This window comes from Anaeromyxobacter sp. Red801 (assembly GCF_049201065.2).
Classification (GTDB): domain Bacteria; phylum Myxococcota; class Myxococcia; order Myxococcales; family Anaeromyxobacteraceae; genus Anaeromyxobacter.
Genome location: NZ_CM181236.1, coordinates 1,611,906 through 1,630,478, shown reverse-complemented (window position 1 = coordinate 1,630,478; position 18,573 = coordinate 1,611,906). Strand labels below are relative to the sequence as shown.

Sequence of the window (18,573 nt, the reverse complement as noted above, 5' to 3'; positions counted from 1 at the left end):
CCGCGTGATCGCGGACGTTTTCTTGACCGACCGGACGGGGATGATATCTCCCGACATCGATGGAAACCGCGGTCGAGTGCACGCACTGCAAGGTGGTGATGACGAGCTGGTCGGCCCCGGGGAGCCCGATCCGCTACTACCAGTGCCCGTTCTGCGCGCGGACGCACTCCTCGCTGTACGGCGAGGTGTTCCAGCGCCGCGCCGGCGCGCGCGTGGTCGGCGCCCCGGCGGCGACCGCGGCGACGGCCGGTGCCGGCATCCCCATGGCCAGCCCCGAGGACGTGCGCTGGGCGCGCGTGAAGGCCACCGCCGCCCGCTGGTTCGCGCGCCTCGAGGCCGAGCAGCGCCCGCCTGCGCCGGCCGCGGCGTTCCCCCGGCGCGCCCGGACCGCGGGTCGGTCCGACGACGTGCCCGAGGCGGATCCGGCCGACGTGGTCGAGGTCGGAACGCGGCGGCACGGGCGGGCCTGAGCGACCCCGGGGATTTCCCCGGTTCCCACGCGCAGTTCACCCGCGCGCTCGGTGCAGGAACTCCGCGTGCTAGGCTCCGCGGATGCGCACGCGCCCGCTCGTCGCCGCGTTCCTCGTCGCCTCCGCCGTCCTCGCCTGCGCGCCGGTGAAGCCGGTGCAGATGGTGAAGGCGGTCCCCTACGAAGGCTTCGCCGCCGCCTACCCCACCGGCATCCGGCTGGTCGCGTACGCGCTGCCGCACATGCCGACGGTGATGGTCTCCGCCTCGTATCAGGTGGGCAGCGTGGACGATCCGCCCGGCAAGGAGGGGCTCGCGCACCTCGTCGAGCACCTCTCGTTCCGGGCGCGCACCGGCGGCGGGGCCACGCTGTGGAGCCGCCTGCTCGCCACCGGCGCCGAGTTCAACGGGTTCACCCAGGACGACTCCACCGACTATTACGAGATCGGCCAGCCGGATCAGCTCGACGAGCTGCTCCGCCTCGAGGCGGACCGGCTCCGCGATCCGCTCGCGGGCGTCGACGAGGCCGCCTTCGCCAGGGAGCGCGCGGTGGTGGCGCGCGAGATGGCGGAGCGGCACGCGGGGCAGGACGAGCCCCGGCAGCTCGACTGGCTCCGGGCGCGCGCGCTGCCGGGCAGCCCATACGCGCGCGCGGCGTCGGCCGAGAGCGTGGCGCGCATCACGCTCGAGGACGTCCGCGGGTTCGTGCGGCGACACTACACGCCGGCCAGCGTCATCCTGGTGGTGACCGGGCCCGAGCCGGGCGCCTCGGTGTCCGCCCGCGCGCTGCGCGCCATGGGCGCGCTGGCCAACGACGGCGCGCCGGCGCGGCTGCCCGTCGCGTTCCGGCCGCCGAGGCCGGACCTCACCGCGCCGGTCGCGCGCGACCTGGAGGTTCGTGAGGCCCCGGTGGATCGGCCGGTGCTCTGGCTGGCGTGGTCGATGCCCGGTGACGCGGACCGCGGCGTGCCGCGGGCGCTGGCGGCCGAGGAGTACGTGCGGCGCCGGCTGTCCTGGATGCAGTACGAGCACGCGGGGCTGGTGCGATCGGTGGACACCACGGTCGATCGCATGGACGGCGTGGCGCTGGTGGTCGCGCAGATCGAGCTCACGCGCCGCGAGGACGCGCATGCGGTGCTCGACGCGTTCCGATCGGTCCGGCGCTTCTGGCGCGGGCTGGGGGCGGGCGCCGACCTGGACGACGACGCGAAGCGCTGGATCCGCGACAACCTGCTGCTCCGGTCCCACCTCCGCCTCGAGGCGCTCGAGGTGGCCGACGCCGCGCGGTACTTCCGCACGACCGGCGAGCCGGACTTCGTCGGCGGCTGGCAGAAGCAGGTCGCGGTGTCGCTCACGACCGACTCGAAGGAGTACGTCGAGCGGTACCTGGACGACGCGCGCGCGGCCGCGCTCCTGGTCGTCCCGGGCGGCCGCGCCGCGGCGGGACCCGTCGCCGGGGTGGCGGCGGGCGCCGATCACCACGGACCCGCGCCGGAGGAGCCGGGCGTCGCCGTCCCGCCGGTCCCCGCGATGCGGGCGGGGCTGGCACGCGCCGAGCGCAGGCGGCTCCCGAACGGCCTGGAGGTGGTGGTGGCGTACCGGCCCGGGTTCCGCGCGGTGGACGCGCGCCTGGTGTTCCGGCGCGACCCCGGCCTGCGGTCCGACGCCGACCTGCAGTACCTCGCCTCGCTCGCCTCCCCGTGCGGCATCGCCGGCAGGATCGCCCATTACAACGTGCTCCGGGCGACCCCGGACTCCCTGTTCGCCACGATCCACTACCCGTCGGATCTCGTGGACCAGGTGCTGGTCAACCTCTCGTGCCGGGCGTCGCAGATGACGTTCGACGCGCCGGTCTTCGAGCGGCTGCGCACCGCGACCGTCCAGGAGCTCGATCGCCGCCCCCCGGGCCAGAGCGAGAACGAGCGGGCCGGCGCCCTGCTCCTGACGCGGGTCTTCCCGGGCGAGCCGTTCGGGGTCGTGGTCGACGCCGCGCGGGTGCGGGGGTACGCGACCTCCGCCGCGAAGCGCTTCCACGACGCGACCTTCCGGCCGGATCGCGCCTCCCTGATCATCGCGGGGAACGTGCAGCCGACCCCGGAGCTGTGGTCGCGGATCGAGCAGCTCTACGGCGGCTGGCGGGGGCTCGACGCCACACCGCCCGCCGCCCTCCCCGCGGTGCCGCTGCCCGCGCGACGGCAGGTGGTGGTGATGGACCGCCCCGGCGCCCAGGAGGCGCGGATCACGCTGGGCCTGCGCATCCCGCCCCGCGCGCTCCGCGACGACCCGGCCACCCGGGTCCTCGTCGACGTGATGGAGCGCGGCCTGTTCGAGGACCTCCGGGTGCGCCGCGCGCTCACGTACGGCGTCTCGCCGGCCTTGATCGACACGGTCCGGGGCTCGGCGCTGTTCCTCGACACGACGGTCGAGGCGCGGCAGGTGCGCGACGCCGTCCAGGCGCTGCTGGATGCGCTCGCCGCGGGCACGCGCGGGATCCCGCAGGAGCCGCTGGACCGCGCCAAGCTGCGGGTGTTCCGTGACTACCTGCGCCAGTTCGGCACCTCGGCGCGGGATGGCGGCATGATCGCCGAGGCGTTCGTGCAGGGGCTCCCCGCCGACGAGTGGGACACCTTCGGCGACCGGCTTCGCTCGGTGACCCCGCAGCGCGTCCAGGCCGCGGCGCAGGCGGCCGCGCTCGACCGCGAGGTGATCCTCGTCGCGGGCGACGCGGCCACGCTGGCGCCCGCGCTCCGCGCCGCCGGGCTCGAGCCCGAGGTCGTCGCGGCGAAGCCGGCGCCGGCCGCGCGCTGACGGGCGCCGTCCGCCCGGCAGGCTGCGGACGCGGCGCGCACGCGTCCGCGGCACCCCGCTTTCGTCTCCCCCGCCGGAGCGCGGAGGGGCGACGCTCTGCACCGGGCGTGCGCGGGCGAGGGAGCCCGTGCGCCCGCCGTGCGGGGGGACATGGCGAGCCCGGCGCGAGCGAGCGGCGATCGGATCCCCGCCTTCGAGGCGCGCGGCCTGGAGAAGGTCTACCGGATGGGCGAGGTGGACGTCCCCGCGCTGCGCGGCGTGGATCTCGAGCTGTACGACGGCGAGCTGGTGGTGATCCTCGGCCCGTCCGGCAGCGGGAAGTCCACCCTCCTCAACATCCTGGGCGGCCTGGACGTGCCCACCGCCGGCCGCGTCCGCTACCGCGAGCACGACCTCGTCGGCGCGTCGGCGCGCGCGCTCACCCGCTACCGCCGCGAGCACGTCGGCTTCGTGTTCCAGCTCTACAACCTGGTCCCGAGCCTCACCGCCCGCGAGAACGTGGCGCTCGCCTGCGAGATCGCGCCCGCCCCGATGCCCGCCGACGAGGCGCTGCGGCGGGTCGGGCTGGGGGAGCGGCTCGACCACTTCCCCTCCCAGCTCTCCGGCGGCGAGCAGCAGCGGGTCGCCATCGCCCGCGCGGTGGCGAAGCGGCCGGACGTGCTGCTCTGCGACGAGCCGACCGGCGCGCTCGACGCCGCCACCGGCCGCGTGGTGCTGGAGGTGCTCGAGCAGGTGAACCGCGAGCTGGGCACGACGGTGGTGGTCATCACCCACAACGCGGCCATCGCGGCGCTCGCCGACCGGGTGGTGCACGTGAGCGACGGCCGCATCGCGCGCATCGACCGGAACGCGAGGCGCGCGCCGGCCGCGGAGATCGCCTGGTGAGCGCGCTCGACCACAAGGCCTGGCACGACCTCGGGCGCATGCGCGGCCAGGCGGTGGCGGTGGGCGCGCTCATCGCCAGCGCCATGGCGGTGTGGGTGACGACCGTGCTCACCGAGCGCGCCATGCTGCGGACGCGCGACGCGTACTACGCGCGCCAGCGGTTCGCCGACGCGTTCGCCTCGGTGCGGCGCGCGCCCGAGCCCGTGGGGGCGCGGCTCGCCGCGATCGCCGGGGTGGCGGAGGTGGAGACCCGGGTGATCTGGCCCGGGCGCCTGGACCTCCCCGACGGCCGCCGCGCGCGGGCGATGTTCGTGTCGCTTCCCGACCGCGCGCCGCCGCGCCTGAACGTGCTGGCGGTGCGGGCCGGCCGCCTCCCGCTCCCCGGCGAGCGGGGCGTGGCGGTCCTCACCGAGGGCTTCGCCGTCGCGAACCGGCTCGGCCCCGGCGACGCGCTCGGCGCGGTGGTGAACGGCCGCCGCACGCGCCTCCGGGTCATCGGGGTGGCGCTCTCGCCCGAGTACGTCTACGCGGTCGGCCCCGGCATGCTGTTCCCGGACGACCGGAGCTTCGGGGTGGTCTGGGCCCCGCGCACCGACCTTGCGGAGGCGGCGGGGCTCGACGGCGCGTTCGACGCGGTGGCGCTCCGCCTCGGCCCGGGCGCGGCCGAGGCCGACGTCCTCGCCGCGGTGGACCGGGTGCTCGAGCCCTGGGGCGGCGCCGGCGCCCATGGCCGCCGCGACCAGACCTCGCACCGCTACCTCTCCGACGAGCTGACGCAGCTGCGGGCCCTGGCGCTGGTCATGCCGGCCATCTTCCTCGGCATCGCGGCGTTCCTGCTGTCGGTGATCGTGTCGCGCCTCGTCGCGCAGCAGCGGCCGCAGGTCGGCATGCTGAAGGCCCTCGGCTACTCCGACCTCGCGCTGGCGGTCCACTACGCGAAGCTGGTGGGCGCGGTGGTGGCGGCCGGCGCCGCCGCGGGCGCGGTCGGCGGAGCGCTGCTCGGCCGCGGGCTCGCCCGGATGTACGCGGAGTTCTACCGCTTCCCGTTCCTGGTGTACGCGGACGCGCCGGCGGTGGTCGCCTCGGGCGCGGCGCTGTGCGCGCTGGCGGCGCTGGTGGGCGTCGCCGGCGCGGTGGCGCGCGCGGCCCGGCTCCCGCCCGCCGAGGCGATGCGGCCCGAGCCGCCCGCCGCGTTCCGCGCCACCGGCCTCGACCGCCTGCTGGCGCGGCCGGGCGTCCCGCCGGCGTGGCGGATGGTGCTGCGCAACCTGTCCCGCCGCCCGGTGCGGGCCGCCCTGTCGGCGCTCGGCATCGCCTCCGGGATCGCGGTGATCGTCCTCGCCGGCGCCATGCAGGACGAGCTCCGCCACCTGCTCGGCGTCTACTTCCGCGATGCCCGCCGCGAGGACGCCATCGTGGTGTTCTCGGAGGCGTCCGGGGCCGACGCGCTCGCGGAGCTGCGCGCCCTGCCCGGCGTGCGCGCGGTGGAGCCGTTCCGCGGCGTGCCCGCCACCCTGCGGAGCGGGCCGCGCCGCCACCGGACCGAGCTCGCCGGCCTCGAGCCGGGCGCGCGCCTGTGGCGCCTGGTGGACGCGCGCGGCCGCGAGGTGCCGGTGCCGCCGGCCGGCGTGGTGCTCTCGTCGCAGCTCGCGCGCATGCTCGGCGTCGGCCCCGGCGACACGGTGCTCGCCGAGGTCCACGAGGGCCGGCGCCCGGTGCTGGCCCTCCCGGTGGCCGCGCTGGTGGACGACTTCGTGGGCGTGAGCGCGACGGTGAGCCGGGCGCGCCTCGACGCCGCGCTCGGGGACGGTCCGCGCGCCAGCGGCGCCCTGCTCGCGCTGGCGCCCGGGGCGGGCCCGGAGGTGGAGGCCCGGCTCGCGGAGCGGCCGCGGGTGGCGGCGGTCACGCTGGGCGAGGAGCTGCGGCGCTCGATGGAGGCGGTGATCGGGCGCTTCATGGGCGGGGTGGTCGCGGTGCTGGCCGGGTTCGCGCTCGTGCTCGCCGGCGGGGTCGTCTACAACGCGGCCCGGGTCGCGCACGCGGAGCGCCAGCGCGAGCTCGCCACGCTGCAGGTGCTCGGGTTCACGCCCGGCGAGGCGTGGCGCATCCTGGCCGGCGAGCTGGCGGTGCTGGTGCTCCTCGCCATCCCGGCCGGCTGCGCCCTGGGGCTCGGGCTCGCCACGCTCTCCTCGCGCCTGGTCTCCTCCGACCTGTTCCGGCTCCCGGTGGTGATCTCACCCGGCACGTGGGCGCGGGCGGTGGGCGTGGTCTGCGCGGCGAGCGGGCTGCTGGTCCTGCTGGCGCGGCGGTGGGTCGGGGACGTCGATCTGGTGGAGGTGCTGAAGGCGCGGGAGTGAGCGATGCGGCGCTGGATCGTGCTCGGGGCGGTGGTGGCGCTCGCGCTGGCGGGCGCGGCGGCGATCGTCGGGCGGGGAGCGGCCGAGGTGGAGGTCCGGCGCGCGGCGCGCGGCCCGATCGCCGAGTGGGTGGAGGGCACCGGGAAGGCCCGGGTGCGCGAGCGGCACGCCGTGTCCGCGCCGGTGACCGGGTCCCTCGAGCGGGTCGAGGTCCACGCCGGCGACGCGGTGCGCGCCGGCGCGGTGGTGGCCCGCGTGCTCCCGCTCACGCCGACGCCGCTCGACCCGCGCTCGCGCTCGGAGGCCCGGGCGCGCGTGGCCGCGGCGCGGGCCGCCGAGGCGCAGGCGGAGGCGGCGCTGCGCCGGGCGCGGGTGGTGGAGGCCGACGCGGCGCGGACGCTCGAGCGGGCCCGCGCCCTGCTCGCCGCTTCGGCCATGGCGCCGAGCGACCACGACGCCGCCGAGGCGACCGCGCGCGCCGCGCGCGAGGAGGTGGACGCGGCGCGGGCCACCGTGGGCCGCGTGAGGGCGGAGCGCATCGCGGCGGAGGCCGTGCTCGCCGCGCCCCGCGGCGCGGCCGGCGGCGCCGTCCCGGTCGCCTCGCCCGTCGCCGGCGTGGTGCTCCGCGTGGTGCAGGAGAGCCCGGGGCCGGTGCTGGCGGGCACGCCGGTCCTGGAGGTGGGGGATCCCCGCGAGCTCGAGGTCGCGCTCGAGCTGCTCACCGAGCAGGCCTCGCGGGTGCGCCCCGGCGCGGAGGTCGAGCTGACGGCCTGGGGCGGCGACGCGCCGCTCGCCGGCCGCGTGCGCCGGGTCGAGCCGTCGGCGTTCACCAAGGTGAGCGCACTGGGCGTGGAGGAGCAGCGCGTGAACGTGCTGGTGGATCCCGCCGGCGCCGCGGGCGCGTGGTCGGCCCTCGGCGACGGCTGGCGCGTGGAGGGGCGCGTGGCGGTGGCGCGGCGGGCCGACGCGCTCCGCGTGCCGGCGAGCAGCGTGTTCCGGGGCGACGGCGGCTGGGCGGTGTACGCCGTCGAGGGCGGGCGGGCCCGGCTGCGGCCGGTCCAGCTCGGCGCGCTGGCGGCCACCGAGGTGGAGATCGCCGGCGGGCTGGCCGACGGCACGCCGGTGGTGCTCCGGCCCACCGGCGCGCTCCACGACGGCGCGCGGGTGCGTGCGCGGGAGCCGTGACGCCGGCCGGACTACGCGGGGGCGCCCGCGCCGTCGTCCGGCGCCGCGGCCACGCCGAGGTAGCGCAGCAACCGCCGGTGGTGCTGGCGCAGCCCGCGGACGGACACGCGGCCTGGGCAGCCGGCCAGCGCCCGGGCCAGCACCGCCACGCCGAAGTCGTGGAACTCGCGCACGTGCGTGAGATCGACGCGGACCTCCGCGCCAGCGGGGGTCGCGGCGAGGCGCTGCGCCACGTCCTGCGCCGCCGACACGTCGAACACGCCGTCCTTGCGGATGGTGTCCGGTTCCACCGGGTCGTGTCGATCCATCGGTGCATCCCCCCGGCGACCGCTGCGATCACCGTCCAGCTCCAAAAATACCCGGTGCTCGATATCGTCCCAAACCCAGCGTCCGAGGCATGTTGGCGCGGGCGGAAGGCGTAGGGCCGAGGATGCACGCACGCGCCGCGGACCGGGGCATGCGTCGAGAGTGGGGCGCCAGGGACTCGAACCCTGAGCCAACGGCTTAAAAGGCCGCTGCTCTACCATTGAGCTAGCGCCCCGTTCGGCGGAGCCGACCGGCGCTTCATACCACGCGAGCCAGCCGCGGGCTGCACGGACGCGTGCGCCTCGCCGCCGCCGCGACGCCAGCTCCCGGCCGCGCGGCACCGGAAGCGGCCGCGCCGGCATGCAGGTGCATGCCGGCGCGGGTGCTGCTCCCCCCTGGAGCTTGGCTGAGGAGCGGGAACCCCCCCGTCCCGGACGTTCCGCTCCCGCTCCTCAGCCTCGACGCGAACCATACGCGTGGATCCAGCGCGCAGGTATCGCGTGACCCGGCGACCCACGGCCATGAGACGAGCTCGCACCGCCCGTGCGCTCGCGCGCCCCGCCCGAGCGCCGAGGCCTCCCCGCTTCAGGTGGCGATCCGCACGCTGCGTGACGCCCATACCGCCCCGGCGGCCAGGAGCACCGCCCCCGCGGCCAGGCTCCTGCGGTGGAGCGTGAACCAGAGCGACGCGCTGCGAGGCCGGGCCTCGGCCGAGAACTCTCCGCGCGCGCCGTGATCGCCGGGCACCGGCCGCTCCAGATCGTCCGGCCTCCCCGGCTCCGGCGGGCGGTCCGCCTGCTGCGCCCGGTACCCGATGCGGCCGAGGTAGCGATCGAGCAGGCCCGGGATCGTCCGCTGGCCGAGGATGGCGCGGGTCGTGCTCCAGGTGACCCACAGCTCGCGCCGCGGGCGCCGCACCACGGCCAGCACCGCGCGCGCGATCACCTCGGGCTGGTAGATGGGCGGCACCGGCTTCGGGTGGCCGGGCAGGCGCGTGCGGACCAGCTCGAACTGCGGCGTGTTCACGGCGGGCAGGTGCACCATCGAGAGGCGCACCCGGCTCCGATCGTGCGCGAGCTCGCAGCGGAGCGCGTCGGTGAAGCCGCGGACCGCCGCCTTCGCGGCGCAGTACGCGCTCTGCAGCGGGATGGAGCGGTAGCAGAGCGCGGACCCGACCTGGACGACGTGCCCGCGGTCGCGCGGCAGCATGTGGCGGAGCGCGGCGCGCGTGCCGTGCACGTAGCCGAGGTACGTCACCTCCGTCACGCGCCGGTATTCCTCCGCCGTCGTCTCCATCACCGGGGCGAACACGCTCACCATCGCGTCGTTCACCCACACGTCGATCCCGCCCCACGCGCGCACCACCGCGTCCGCGGCGGCCTCCACCGCGGCGGCGTCCGAGACGTCGGCGACCACCGCGATGGCCTCGCCTCCCGCCCCGCGGATCTCGCGGGCGGCGTTCTCGAGCGCCTCGGCGTTCCGCGCGACCAGCGCGACGCGCATCCGCGCCCGCCCCAGCTCCCGCGCCACCGCGCGCCCCACGCCCGCGGACGCGCCCGTCACGACCGCGACCTTCCCCGCCAGGCCCCGCCTCACCGCCGCGTCCCTCCCCCGCCCTCTCGCTCGCCCGCGCCGCGCGGCGTGGGCGGCTCGCGCGTCGGCTCGCCGGCCTCGCCCGTCTCGCCCTCGCCCGCCTCCCGCCCGTCGCGCGCCTGGTGGGCGCGGCGGGCCTCGTCCAGGTGCGCCTTCCGCGTGCCGGCGCTCCGCTCGGCGGCGTCGCTCGCGCGGCGCTGCGCCTCCGGCTCCGGCGCCTGCCCGGGCGGCTCGGCCCCGGGATGCGGCGTGCCGTCGTCCACGCCCGGCGGCGTCGGCCCCGGGCCGCCGGCGAGCCCCTGCACCTTCGGCACCCTCGGCTTCTCCGGCCGCCGGTCGCTCGCCATGCGCCACCTCCCGCCGAAATGTCTGGACCCGGACGGCACGGCGGAACCCCTGCCTCCGCGCGCCGCTACCGCAGCCACAGGTCCAGCACCACCGGCCGGTGATCCGAGGCCGCCTCGACGTCCGGCCCCCCGGCGACCGCGGCCTGCACCACCGAGGCGGCGTCGGCCCGCGGGACGGCCAGGTGGTCGAGCGCCGCCCGGTCCCCGCCGCCGGACCAGGTCCACGCGGCGTCCGGCGGCAGCGCCGCGGCGGGAGCGAGCCAGGTGCCGTCCCCGAGCAGCGGCGCCAGCGCGACGGATCCGGCCTCGTCGTTCAGGTCGCCGCCCGCCACGACCCGGGCGCCGCCGCGCACGAGCCCGTCGGCGAGCTCGCGCATGCGCGCCGCCTGCGCGGCCCGGCGCGTCCCGTCGTCGGAGAGGGCCGAGCTGAGGTGGCTGCCCACCAGCACCAGCGTCCGGCCGCCGGGGAGCGCCGCGTGCGCCTCCACGCAGTCGCGCGGGAACAGCGGCCGGCCCGCGGCGTCGCGCTCGTCGCGGTGGCTGAGGTAGGCGCGGAGCGGCAGGCGCGAGAGGACCGCCACGTCGATGCCGCGGGGGTCGTTCCCCTCGACCAGCCGCGCCTCGGCGTACCCCGCCCGCGCCGCCAGGGCGTCCGCGAGCGCGGCGGTCTCGACCTCCTGCAGGAGCACCAGGTCGGCGTCGAGCCGCGCCAGCACCGCCGCGACCCGCGCCAGCTTCGCGTCCACCTCGCCGGCGGTGGCGACGGTGTCGAGCGCGCCGGGCGGCTCCGTCCGGTCGAGGTCGTCGAACAGGTCGTGGACGTTCCAGCTGACGACGCGGACCAGGGCGGCGGGCGGCCCCGGCGTCGCGTCGAGGGGAGGCGGCGCGCAGGCGGCGGCGAGGGCGAGCACCGCGAGCGCGGCGGAACGGATGTGGTCGGGTCGGGCCATGCGGCCCGGCGCCGTGCAAGGTCGGCGCCGCCGCGCCCGCGGTCAGTACGCCGCGAAGATCGTCGCGAACCCGGTCATCCCGTAGGGCATGCTCCCGCCCTCCTCCGCGCCCGGGTCGAACGCGCCGCGGCCCGCCAGGCTGATCCGCAGCCCGAGGTGCCGGCCCAGGTCCGCGGTCGCGCTGGCGAGCACCCCGATCTCGTCGCGGTCCACGCCGAACGCCGCGTCGTGCGACCAGCTCGCGCGCCCGACCAGCCGGAGCGCCTGGAACGGCCGCCACAGGAGCTGCGCGTACGCGCTCCGGCCGTCGAGCCAGCCCGACTCCTCCAGGTACCCCAGCGTCAGGCCGCCGCTCGCGCCGAGCAGCCGCGGCAGGCCCAGCTCCGGCCCCGCCCAGCGCCGCTCCAGCCCGCTCGACACGTCGCGCGAGAAGCCGCCGGTGCCGCCCACCCGCAGCCAGCGCACCGGGTCCCAGCTCACGAACCCGTCCGCCGCCCGCGAGCGCCCGGGGAACGCCGCCGGGTCGAACGTCTGCGGCCACGCGAGCCCGGCGTGGCGGAAGCTCCCGCCCACGAGCAGCCCGTCCACCGGCCGGGCGCTCGCGTCCACCCGGGCCGCGTCCAGGTCCGTGCCGCCGCGCTTGCCGCCGCCGCCCACGTGCGCCTCGGCCGAGAGGTCCAGGCGCCGCAGGAACACGCGGCCGGTGAGCGAGCCCTCCGCGCGCGTCCCCAGCTCCGGCGTGCGCACCATCGCGATGCGCCCCTCCTGCCTCCACGACGCGCCGCGGCCGAGCGCGCCGTCCAGGATCCAGTAGGCCCCGCCGGTCGCCCGGCGCGTGGTCGGCTCGGTGGTGTCGGGCTCCGGGACCGCCCCGCCGAACACGCCGCCCTCGGCGCGCGCGCCGAGCAGCCGCCCGCGCACGCCGGCCAGGCCGCCGTCGAACACGGTCGCGCCGGGGATGGCCCAGGGCAGCACGCGCCCGGCGGAGAGGCGCAGCGCGTCGCCGGGGGTGGCGGTGAGCTGCGCCTGCCAGAGGTAGAGCTGGGTGTCGTCCTTGGGGCGGAAGCGCGGGGCGTCGCGGCGGAGCCAGCGCTCGGCGCGGGCGTCCACGTCGAGCGTGAGCCACGGCGCGAGCTCCGCCTCGCGGATGGCGACGTCGAGGGCCGCGCGGTCCGAGGTGCCGGCGGTGGACGCGGTCCAGGCCTGGTAGGACGCGCCCACCTCCGCGGTGCGGCTCCGCGGCACCGGGGCCGACGCGGCGCCGGGGGCGGCGCGGAACTCGACCTGCGGCACCGGGGCGGCGGTGACGACCGCCAGGCGGCGCGCCAGCTCCGCGTCGCCCGGCGGCGGCGGGAGCGGCCTCGCCTCGGCCGCGAGCGCCGCGGGCTCGAACCGGAACGCGTCGCCGGGGCGCAGGCCGGTGCCGGCGCACGCCGCGTGGTGCGGCGCGAGCGACTCCACCGTGCACCGCCCGGCCGGCGCGCCGTTGCGCCGGAGCTCGATCACCGCGCCCGCCGCGAGCCCGTCGTCGGAGCCCGCGTCGAGGTACGCGCGCGAGGCGGTGGCGTAGGTGATCTGCCCGGTGCCGCGCGGGCGATCCGCCCGGCGCGCCGGCGCGGGCGGACCGTCCTCGGCGGCGGCGGGCGGCCGGGGCACGGGCGCGGCCGACGCGGGAGCGGCGCGGGCCGGGCGCCGCGGGCGCTGCTTGCCCGGGGCGGACGCGGCGGGCGCGGCGGCCAGGGCTGCGGAGAGGACGAGGGCGAGCGCGCCGGGCATCTAGTGCACTCCGGCCGGGTGGCAGCGGATGCAGGCGTCGGTGGCCCAGGCGTAGCCGGCGACCTGCGTGTGGTGGGAGCCCGTGTCGGTCTGGCCGTGGCACACCAGGCAGTCCTTCACCGCGAAGTCCGCCGCCCAGGCCTTGTCGGCGCGGGTGGCCGGGTGGCAGGTGAGGCAGGCGGCGCGGGTCCCGGAGTGCTTCAGGCCGGGCGCGATCCCGAACGGCAGGTGCGCCGCGACGCGATCCACCTGCGCCTCGGCGTGGCAGCGGACGCAGCGCGCCGAGTCGAACGCGTAGTCGGGCACCGCCGCGTGCGCGGTGGCCATGGTGGCCTGCTCGTGGTCGTGGCAGCCGGCGCAGCCGAGGACCTTCCGGTCCGCGGGGTCCACGTGGCACTCGGCGCAGCCGGCGCTGGCGTGGGCGTCGCCGGCCGCGATGGGGAACAGCTTCGTGTGGTCCACGCCCACGCCGGACCGGTGGCAGCCGTAGCAGGCCTCGCTCGCGAACCGGAAGTCGGGCACGCCGGCGTGGCGCGTGGTCAGCGCCGCCTCGTCGGCGTGGTCGCCGGTGTGGCAGTGGATGCAGTCGAACTTCGCGAACGTGTCGAACGCGCCGTGGCAGTCGTCGCAGCTGGCGGTCGCGTGCGGCGTGCCCGCCACGATCGGGAACCACCGCTGGGCGTGGCCCGCCCGCGACGGCATGGTGATGGACGGCGCGGAGCCCGCGCCCTCGCTGCAGGCGAGGGCGAGCGCCGCCGCCGCGGCGACGAACGTCTGGACGGTCCTCATCTCGGCACCCCGGTTCCGTGCAGGCCTCCGAACGCCGCCGAGAAGCGGTGGCACTCGTAGCACTTGCGGTTCACGAGCTGGAAGCCCGCCACGCCGTCGTGCTCCCCCGCGACGTTGCCGTGGCAGCGGAGGCAGTCGGCGGTGTCGGTCGCGCAGGTGAACGGCTGCGCGTAGTCCACCGCCGGGAAGCTGGAGTGGCAGTCCTTGCAGCGGATCCCGGCGTGCGGCCCCGACTTGATCGAGAAGCAGACCTCGTGGGCCGGCAGCCCCGCGGGCGAGAACCGCCACGCGCTGTGGCAGCCGCGGCAGTCCTGCGGGAAGCCGGCCAGGTCGTGGTTCACCGAGGCCGCGGCGGAGCCGGCGCGGGCCCAGTCGGCCTCGTGGCAGGCGATGCAGCGCGTCGTGGGCCGGGCGAAGGCGCGGTCGCGGCGGTCGCCGTGGCACGACTCGCACGCGACCAGGGCGTGGCGCCCGGTGAGCGGGAACGCGGTGCGCCGGTGCGCCTCCGGCCCGAAGGTCGGGGTGGACCAGGCGGTGGCGTCGTGGCAGCTCGCGCAGCGCGGCCCGAGCCGGCCGCCGTGGACGTCGCGGTGGCAGGCGGCGCACGCGCGCGGCACCGGGTCGGCGAAGGTGCCGCTCGCGTGGCAGGCGCGGCACTGGGCGTCGCGGTGGCGCCCGTCGAGCGGGAAGCCGGTGCGCTCGTGCGCGAACGTCACCGCCTTCCAGCCGTCGGCGGTGTGGCAGGCGGCGCAGTCGGTGTCGCCGCCGTGCGCGCCGGGGCCGGGCCGCGGCGCGGCGAGGTCGACCCGGGCCGGCGCGGCCGGGGCGGCGGCGGCGGGGCCGGGTGCCGCGAGCGCCGCGAGGACGGCGGACGCGGCGAGGGCGCGCGCGAGGCGCGGAGCGGTGGCGATCACGGCACGTACCCCCGGAACGCGCCCTGGTGGAAGTCGGCGTGGCAGCCCTGGCACTTCACCGGCAGCGGGCGGTAGCGGCGCACCGCCGTCCCGTCCACCTGCACCGAGGGGTGGCACTTCTCGCAGGCGAGCGCGCGGTGCTTGCCGTCGAGCGTGAACGCGGTGAACGGCTTCTGGTGCGCGAAGCGGAGCGGCGCCGGCGCCTTCCAGCCGGCGGTCTCGTGGCAGCGGGCGCAGTCCGTCCCCTGCCCCTTCGCCGCGAGCTGGCCGGCGTGGGCGTCGGCGTGGCAGCCGGCGCACGCCTGCGGCACGCCGCGCCAGCGCACCACGCCCGCGCCGTCGGGCGCGTGGCACGCGCCGCAGGCGGCCCGCTCGTGCTTGCCGGTGAGCGGGAACCGCGCGTCGCGGGCGTGGTCGAAGCGCACCCTGCGAAAGGAGTCGAGGCCGTGGCAGGCGGTGCAGCCCTCGGCGCGCGTGCGCGCCTCGAACTGCCGGCCGTGCGGGTCCTTGTGGCAGCTGCGGCAGTCGGACGGGCGCTGCAGGTCGAGCGACGCGAGGCTCACCGTCACCGGCCGGCGGTGGCGCGCGAGCTCCTCGCGGACCCGCGCCGGCACCTTCGCGGCGAGGCGCGCGTCCTTCGGGTGGCACAGCGCGCAGGCCACCGCGCGGTGCGCGCCCTCCAGCCGGTAGGCGGTGCGGTCGTGGTCCTCGGGCTCGAAGCGCGCCGGGAGGAAGCGGTCCACGCCGTGGCAGCGGTCGCAGGCGCGCGGATCGGCGGCCGCACCGGCGGCGGCGCCGGCCGTGGAGGCCGGCCGCGGGGCGGCGCCGGCCGGCGGCGCGACGCGGGCCAGCTGGCCCACGTGCGCGTCGGCGTGGCAGTCGGTGCAGCGCGCGAACGCGATGCCCTTGTAGCGCGCCTTCTCGCCGGGCCACGGGCCGTGGCACGCCTCGCAGGCCACCGTGGCGTGCGCGCCGCGCAGCGGGTACCGGGTCTTCTCGTGGAAGGCGCGCTTCGCGCCGAGCCCGGTCACCTGCTTCCAGTCGGCGGTGACGTGGCAGCTCGCGCACGCCTGGCCGAACCGGTCCTGGTGGGGATCCTTGTGGCAGTCGGTGCAGGCCTGGAACGCCACGCCCTTGTAGCGGGCGTAGGCGGCCGCCCGCACCGGCGGCGTCATGCCGGGGCCGGGCGCGCCGGCGGCCTCCGCCACGTCCGCGTGGCACTTCGCGCAGGCCACGCGCACGTGCCTGCCGTCGAGGCGGTACGCGGTGCGCGCGTGGTCGAAGCGCGCCGCCGGCTTCCAGGCGTCCTCGCCGTGGCAGCGCGCGCAGTCCGGGCCGAGCTGGCCGCGGTGCTCGTCGAAGTGGCAGGCGGCGCAGCGCTGCGGCGCGCCCAGGCTGGTCCGGCGCTCCGGCTGCTTGCGCAGCACCTCGGCCACCGCCGGATCCGCCACCAGCCGCGGGTCGTGGCAGCGGGCGCAGTCCACCCGCCGGTGCTTGCCGCGCAGCTCGAACCCGGCGCGCGCGTGGTCGAAGCCCTTCTTCCCGCCCGGCCCCCAGTCCACCAGCGCGAAGTCCCGGCCCTGGTGCTCGTGGTGGCACCGCTCGCAGGCGCGCTCGGCCGCGGGGAGCCGGCCGTGGAAGCCCAGCCCGCGCGCGACGCGGTCCTTCAGCTCGGCGTGGCAGGCGAGGCAGGTGTCGGCGGAGAGCTGCTGCCCGGCCAGGTGGCACTTCGTGCAGCTCTGGAGCCCCTCCAGGCCCTGGTGGGACCGGGAGAGCGGGCCCGGCGAGAACACGTCGGCGCGCGCGGCCGCCGGGGCGGCCAGCGCGAGCGAGGCGAGGAGCGCTGCGGTCGAGGGTTTCACCGGTGGAGGAGTCCGTACCCGAGGTAGAGGGAGACGCCGATGTGGGCGGCGATGACGAGGACCAGGAACACGGCCAGCGAGGCGTGGAGCACGCGCCAGCCGCGGAGCAGGCGCTTCAGCGAGGCGTAGAAGCGGATCTGCCAGCGCAGCCGCGCCAGGGCGACCAGCGTGGCGCGGAACTCGGCGTAATGGCCGGTCCCGCGGAAGCGTCCGCGCACCCGCAGCAGGCGCAGGCGGAGCAGGAGCGACTCCGCCGGCATGCGCACGAACAGCAGCGCCAGCGAGCCGGCGCGGACCGGCGCGGTGGCGCGGTCGAGCAGCGCCCGGGCCGGCGCGCCCGCCTCCTGCAGCAGCGGGCCGAGCGCCGCGCGGGAGCGCTCGAACCGCGCCAGCAGGTCGGCCAGCTCCACCGCCTTGCCGCCGTCGGAGGGGACGGCGCCGTAGATGAACCGCCCCACGATCCCGGTGCCGACCACGATGCAGAGCGCGCCCGCGGTGCCGGTGGCGAGCAGGTTGTTCGACTGGAACGCCGCGTGGAACGCGATGACGAGTGGGCTCATGAAGCCCACGAACACGTGGAAGTCGAGCCAGCCGCGGATGCTCCCCACCGGCGCGAAGCGCTTCCAGCGCTTGCGGACCGCGTAGAGGAAGTTCGAGAGCATGAACAGCGTCGCCACGATGCCGACGCCGTGGCCCCAGGGCCCCGCCGGCTTCATCGCCGGGTGGAGCGGCGAGCGGAGCCGGTCCAGGCGCGCGAGCGGGTAGTACTCCCGTCCCTTCCACGCCAGCACCGCCAGGATCGCCACGCCGGCGAGCGCGTAGGCGGCGTGGAAGGCGCGCCGGCGGCGCCGGTCCGCCGTGGGGCGCCCGGCGCCGGCGGCGGGCCGGGCCGCGGCGCCCCCGCGCCCCGCGGCTCGCGCGCGGGCGGGCCGGCGGACCTGCCCGGGCGCCTCGCCGTGGTAGCGCCGCAGCGCCACGCCCGCCTTCGAGAGCAGCTCGAGCGGCAGCTCGCCGCCCACGTTCACCACCACGAAGTCGTTCTCCAGCGTGGCGGCGCGCCCGCCCAGGTCGAGCAGCACCTGCCGCGGCCGGATGGCGGTCACCTGGGAGCCGAGCAGCAGGCGCACGCGCCGTGCGGCGACCAGCTCCTGGAGGCGCGCGCGGTTCGCCTCGCGGCAGCGCGCCAGCTCGGCGCCGCGGTACGAGAGCGTCACCTCCGCGCTCGACTCGGTGGCGAGCTGGATGGCCGCCTCGAGCGCCGAGTCGCCGCCGCCCACCACCAGCACCCGGTTGCCGTCGAACGCCTCCGGGTCGCGCAGGCCGTACAGGACCTTCTCCTGCTCCTCGCCCGGCACGCCCAGCTTCCGCGGCGTGCCGCGGCGCCCGACCGCCAGCACCACCTTCGACGCCTGCACCGTGCCGCGCTCGGTGCGCAGCTCGAAGCGGCCGTCCTCGCCGTCCAGGCCGGTGACCTTGACGCCCTCCTCCACCGCGATGCCCGCCTTCGCGAGGACGCGCTGCCAGGAGGCGAGCAGCTCCTCCTTGCTGATGAGGCGCTTCCCGAACCGGCCCACCAGCGGCAGGTCCACCGGCTCGGTCATCGCCACCTTCTTGCGCGGGTAATGGGCGATCGAGCCGCCCATGGTCCCCTGCTCGAGCAGGCGGAACGGGATGCCGCGCGCCTTCAGCCCGAGCGCGGTGGCGATGCCGGCCGGGCCCGCGCCGACCACCGCGACCGGCGCCTGGCGCGACGCGGTCTCGGCCAGCCGCTCCGCGACCTGGAGCCCCTGCTGGATCGCGTTCTTGATGAGCCCCATCCCGCCCAGCTCGCCGACCACGTGCACGCCGGGCCGCGAGGACTCGAAGAACTCGTCCACCTCCGGCAGGTCCACCCCGCGCTCGGCGGTGCCGAACACCAGCCGGATCGCGCCCACCGGGCACTCGGCGGCGCAGCGCCCGTGGCCGATGCAGTGGTCGGCGTGCACCAGCTTCGCGGCGCCGTCCACGATGCCGAGGATGTCGCCCTCCGGGCACGCGCGCAGGCAGGAGAGGCTGCCGATGCAGATGTTGGGGTCGATGACCGGGTGGAGCGAGCGGGCCAGGTGCTGGCCTCGGGCGCGCTTCGCCTCGAGCTCGGCGGCGTCGCGGCGCTCGCGGGCCCAGCGCCGGCCGAGGTGGCCGCCGGCGAGCAGGCCGACGCTGGCGAGGGAGCCGGAGACGATCCAGAGGGTGGCGAGGTCCATGGAGTTCGGGCGCTGCGGCAGCCTGTCGCACGCTCGCGGGATTGACCTGGATCAGCAAGGCTCGGCCACGTCACCCCCCGTCAGGGAGTA

General features: G+C 77.7%; 14 protein-coding genes and 1 tRNA gene. 5 read left to right on the top strand and 10 right to left on the bottom strand.

Annotated elements, in window-relative coordinates:
- The first annotated feature begins 59 nt into the window (after nt 1–59).
- The 5 genes from ACOQFB_RS07365 (at nt 60) to ACOQFB_RS07345 (ending at nt 7,703) form a co-directional block, all read left to right on the top strand.
- Nucleotides 60–470: a hypothetical protein gene (locus ACOQFB_RS07365; RefSeq protein WP_059438444.1), complete on the top strand. Its 411-nt coding sequence runs from the start codon at nt 60–62 to the stop codon at nt 468–470.
- Between the two features lie 82 nt (nt 471–552).
- Complete coding sequence (locus tag ACOQFB_RS07360; protein WP_421609684.1) at nt 553–3,276, top strand: M16 family metallopeptidase; 2,724 nt, start codon at nt 553–555, stop codon at nt 3,274–3,276.
- A gap of 150 nt (nt 3,277–3,426) precedes the next feature.
- Nucleotides 3,427–4,161, top strand: coding sequence for an ABC transporter ATP-binding protein (locus ACOQFB_RS07355; RefSeq protein ID WP_421609685.1), 735 nt, complete (start codon nt 3,427–3,429; stop codon nt 4,159–4,161).
- A complete protein-coding gene (locus ACOQFB_RS07350; protein WP_421609686.1) occupies nt 4,158–6,518 on the top strand; it encodes an FtsX-like permease family protein in 2,361 nt (786 codons plus the stop codon). The genes ACOQFB_RS07355 and ACOQFB_RS07350 overlap by 4 nt, the downstream gene beginning before the upstream one ends.
- 3 nt (nt 6,519–6,521) lie before the next feature.
- Complete coding sequence (locus ACOQFB_RS07345; RefSeq protein ID WP_421609687.1) at nt 6,522–7,703, top strand: efflux RND transporter periplasmic adaptor subunit; 1,182 nt, start codon at nt 6,522–6,524, stop codon at nt 7,701–7,703.
- A gap of 11 nt (nt 7,704–7,714) precedes the next feature.
- Here ACOQFB_RS07345 and ACOQFB_RS07340 read toward each other — a convergent pair whose 3' ends face one another.
- The 10 genes from ACOQFB_RS07340 to ACOQFB_RS07295 form a co-directional block, all read right to left on the bottom strand.
- Nucleotides 7,715–8,011 carry an STAS domain-containing protein gene (locus ACOQFB_RS07340; protein ID WP_059438449.1) on the bottom strand — a complete coding sequence of 99 codons (297 nt, stop codon included), beginning with the start codon at nt 8,009–8,011 and terminating at the stop codon, nt 7,715–7,717.
- A 161-nt stretch (nt 8,012–8,172) separates the two neighbouring features.
- Nucleotides 8,173–8,244 (bottom strand) — tRNA-Lys (locus ACOQFB_RS07335).
- 350 nt (nt 8,245–8,594) lie between these two features.
- The gene (locus tag ACOQFB_RS07330; protein WP_494492520.1) at nt 8,595–9,572 is read right to left on the bottom strand and encodes an SDR family oxidoreductase; all 978 of its coding nucleotides are present in this window, start codon (nt 9,570–9,572) and stop codon (nt 8,595–8,597) included.
- A gap of 29 nt (nt 9,573–9,601) precedes the next feature.
- Nucleotides 9,602–9,949, bottom strand: coding sequence for a hypothetical protein (locus tag ACOQFB_RS07325; protein WP_421609689.1), 348 nt, complete (start codon nt 9,947–9,949; stop codon nt 9,602–9,604).
- Nucleotides 9,950–10,014: 65 nt separating this feature from the next.
- Nucleotides 10,015–10,899, bottom strand: coding sequence for an endonuclease/exonuclease/phosphatase family protein (locus ACOQFB_RS07320; RefSeq protein ID WP_421609690.1), 885 nt, complete (start codon nt 10,897–10,899; stop codon nt 10,015–10,017).
- 42 nt (nt 10,900–10,941) lie between these two features.
- Nucleotides 10,942–12,675, bottom strand: a complete 1,734-nt coding sequence (locus ACOQFB_RS07315; protein WP_421609691.1) for a hypothetical protein — start codon at nt 12,673–12,675, stop codon at nt 10,942–10,944.
- Nucleotides 12,676–13,464, bottom strand: a complete 789-nt coding sequence (locus tag ACOQFB_RS07310) for a hypothetical protein (RefSeq protein WP_421609692.1) — start codon at nt 13,462–13,464, stop codon at nt 12,676–12,678.
- Complete coding sequence (locus tag ACOQFB_RS07305) at nt 13,461–14,378, bottom strand: cytochrome C (protein ID WP_421609693.1); 918 nt, start codon at nt 14,376–14,378, stop codon at nt 13,461–13,463. Before ACOQFB_RS07305 ends, ACOQFB_RS07310 begins: the two co-directional genes overlap by 4 nt.
- Nucleotides 14,375–16,240, bottom strand: a complete 1,866-nt coding sequence (locus tag ACOQFB_RS07300; RefSeq protein ID WP_421609694.1) for a cytochrome c3 family protein — start codon at nt 16,238–16,240, stop codon at nt 14,375–14,377. Before ACOQFB_RS07300 ends, ACOQFB_RS07305 begins: the two co-directional genes overlap by 4 nt.
- A complete protein-coding gene (locus ACOQFB_RS07295; RefSeq protein ID WP_421609695.1) occupies nt 16,237–18,483 on the bottom strand; it encodes an NAD(P)-binding domain-containing protein in 2,247 nt (748 codons plus the stop codon). The genes ACOQFB_RS07300 and ACOQFB_RS07295 overlap by 4 nt, the downstream gene beginning before the upstream one ends.
- Between the last annotated feature and the right edge of the window lie 90 nt (nt 18,484–18,573).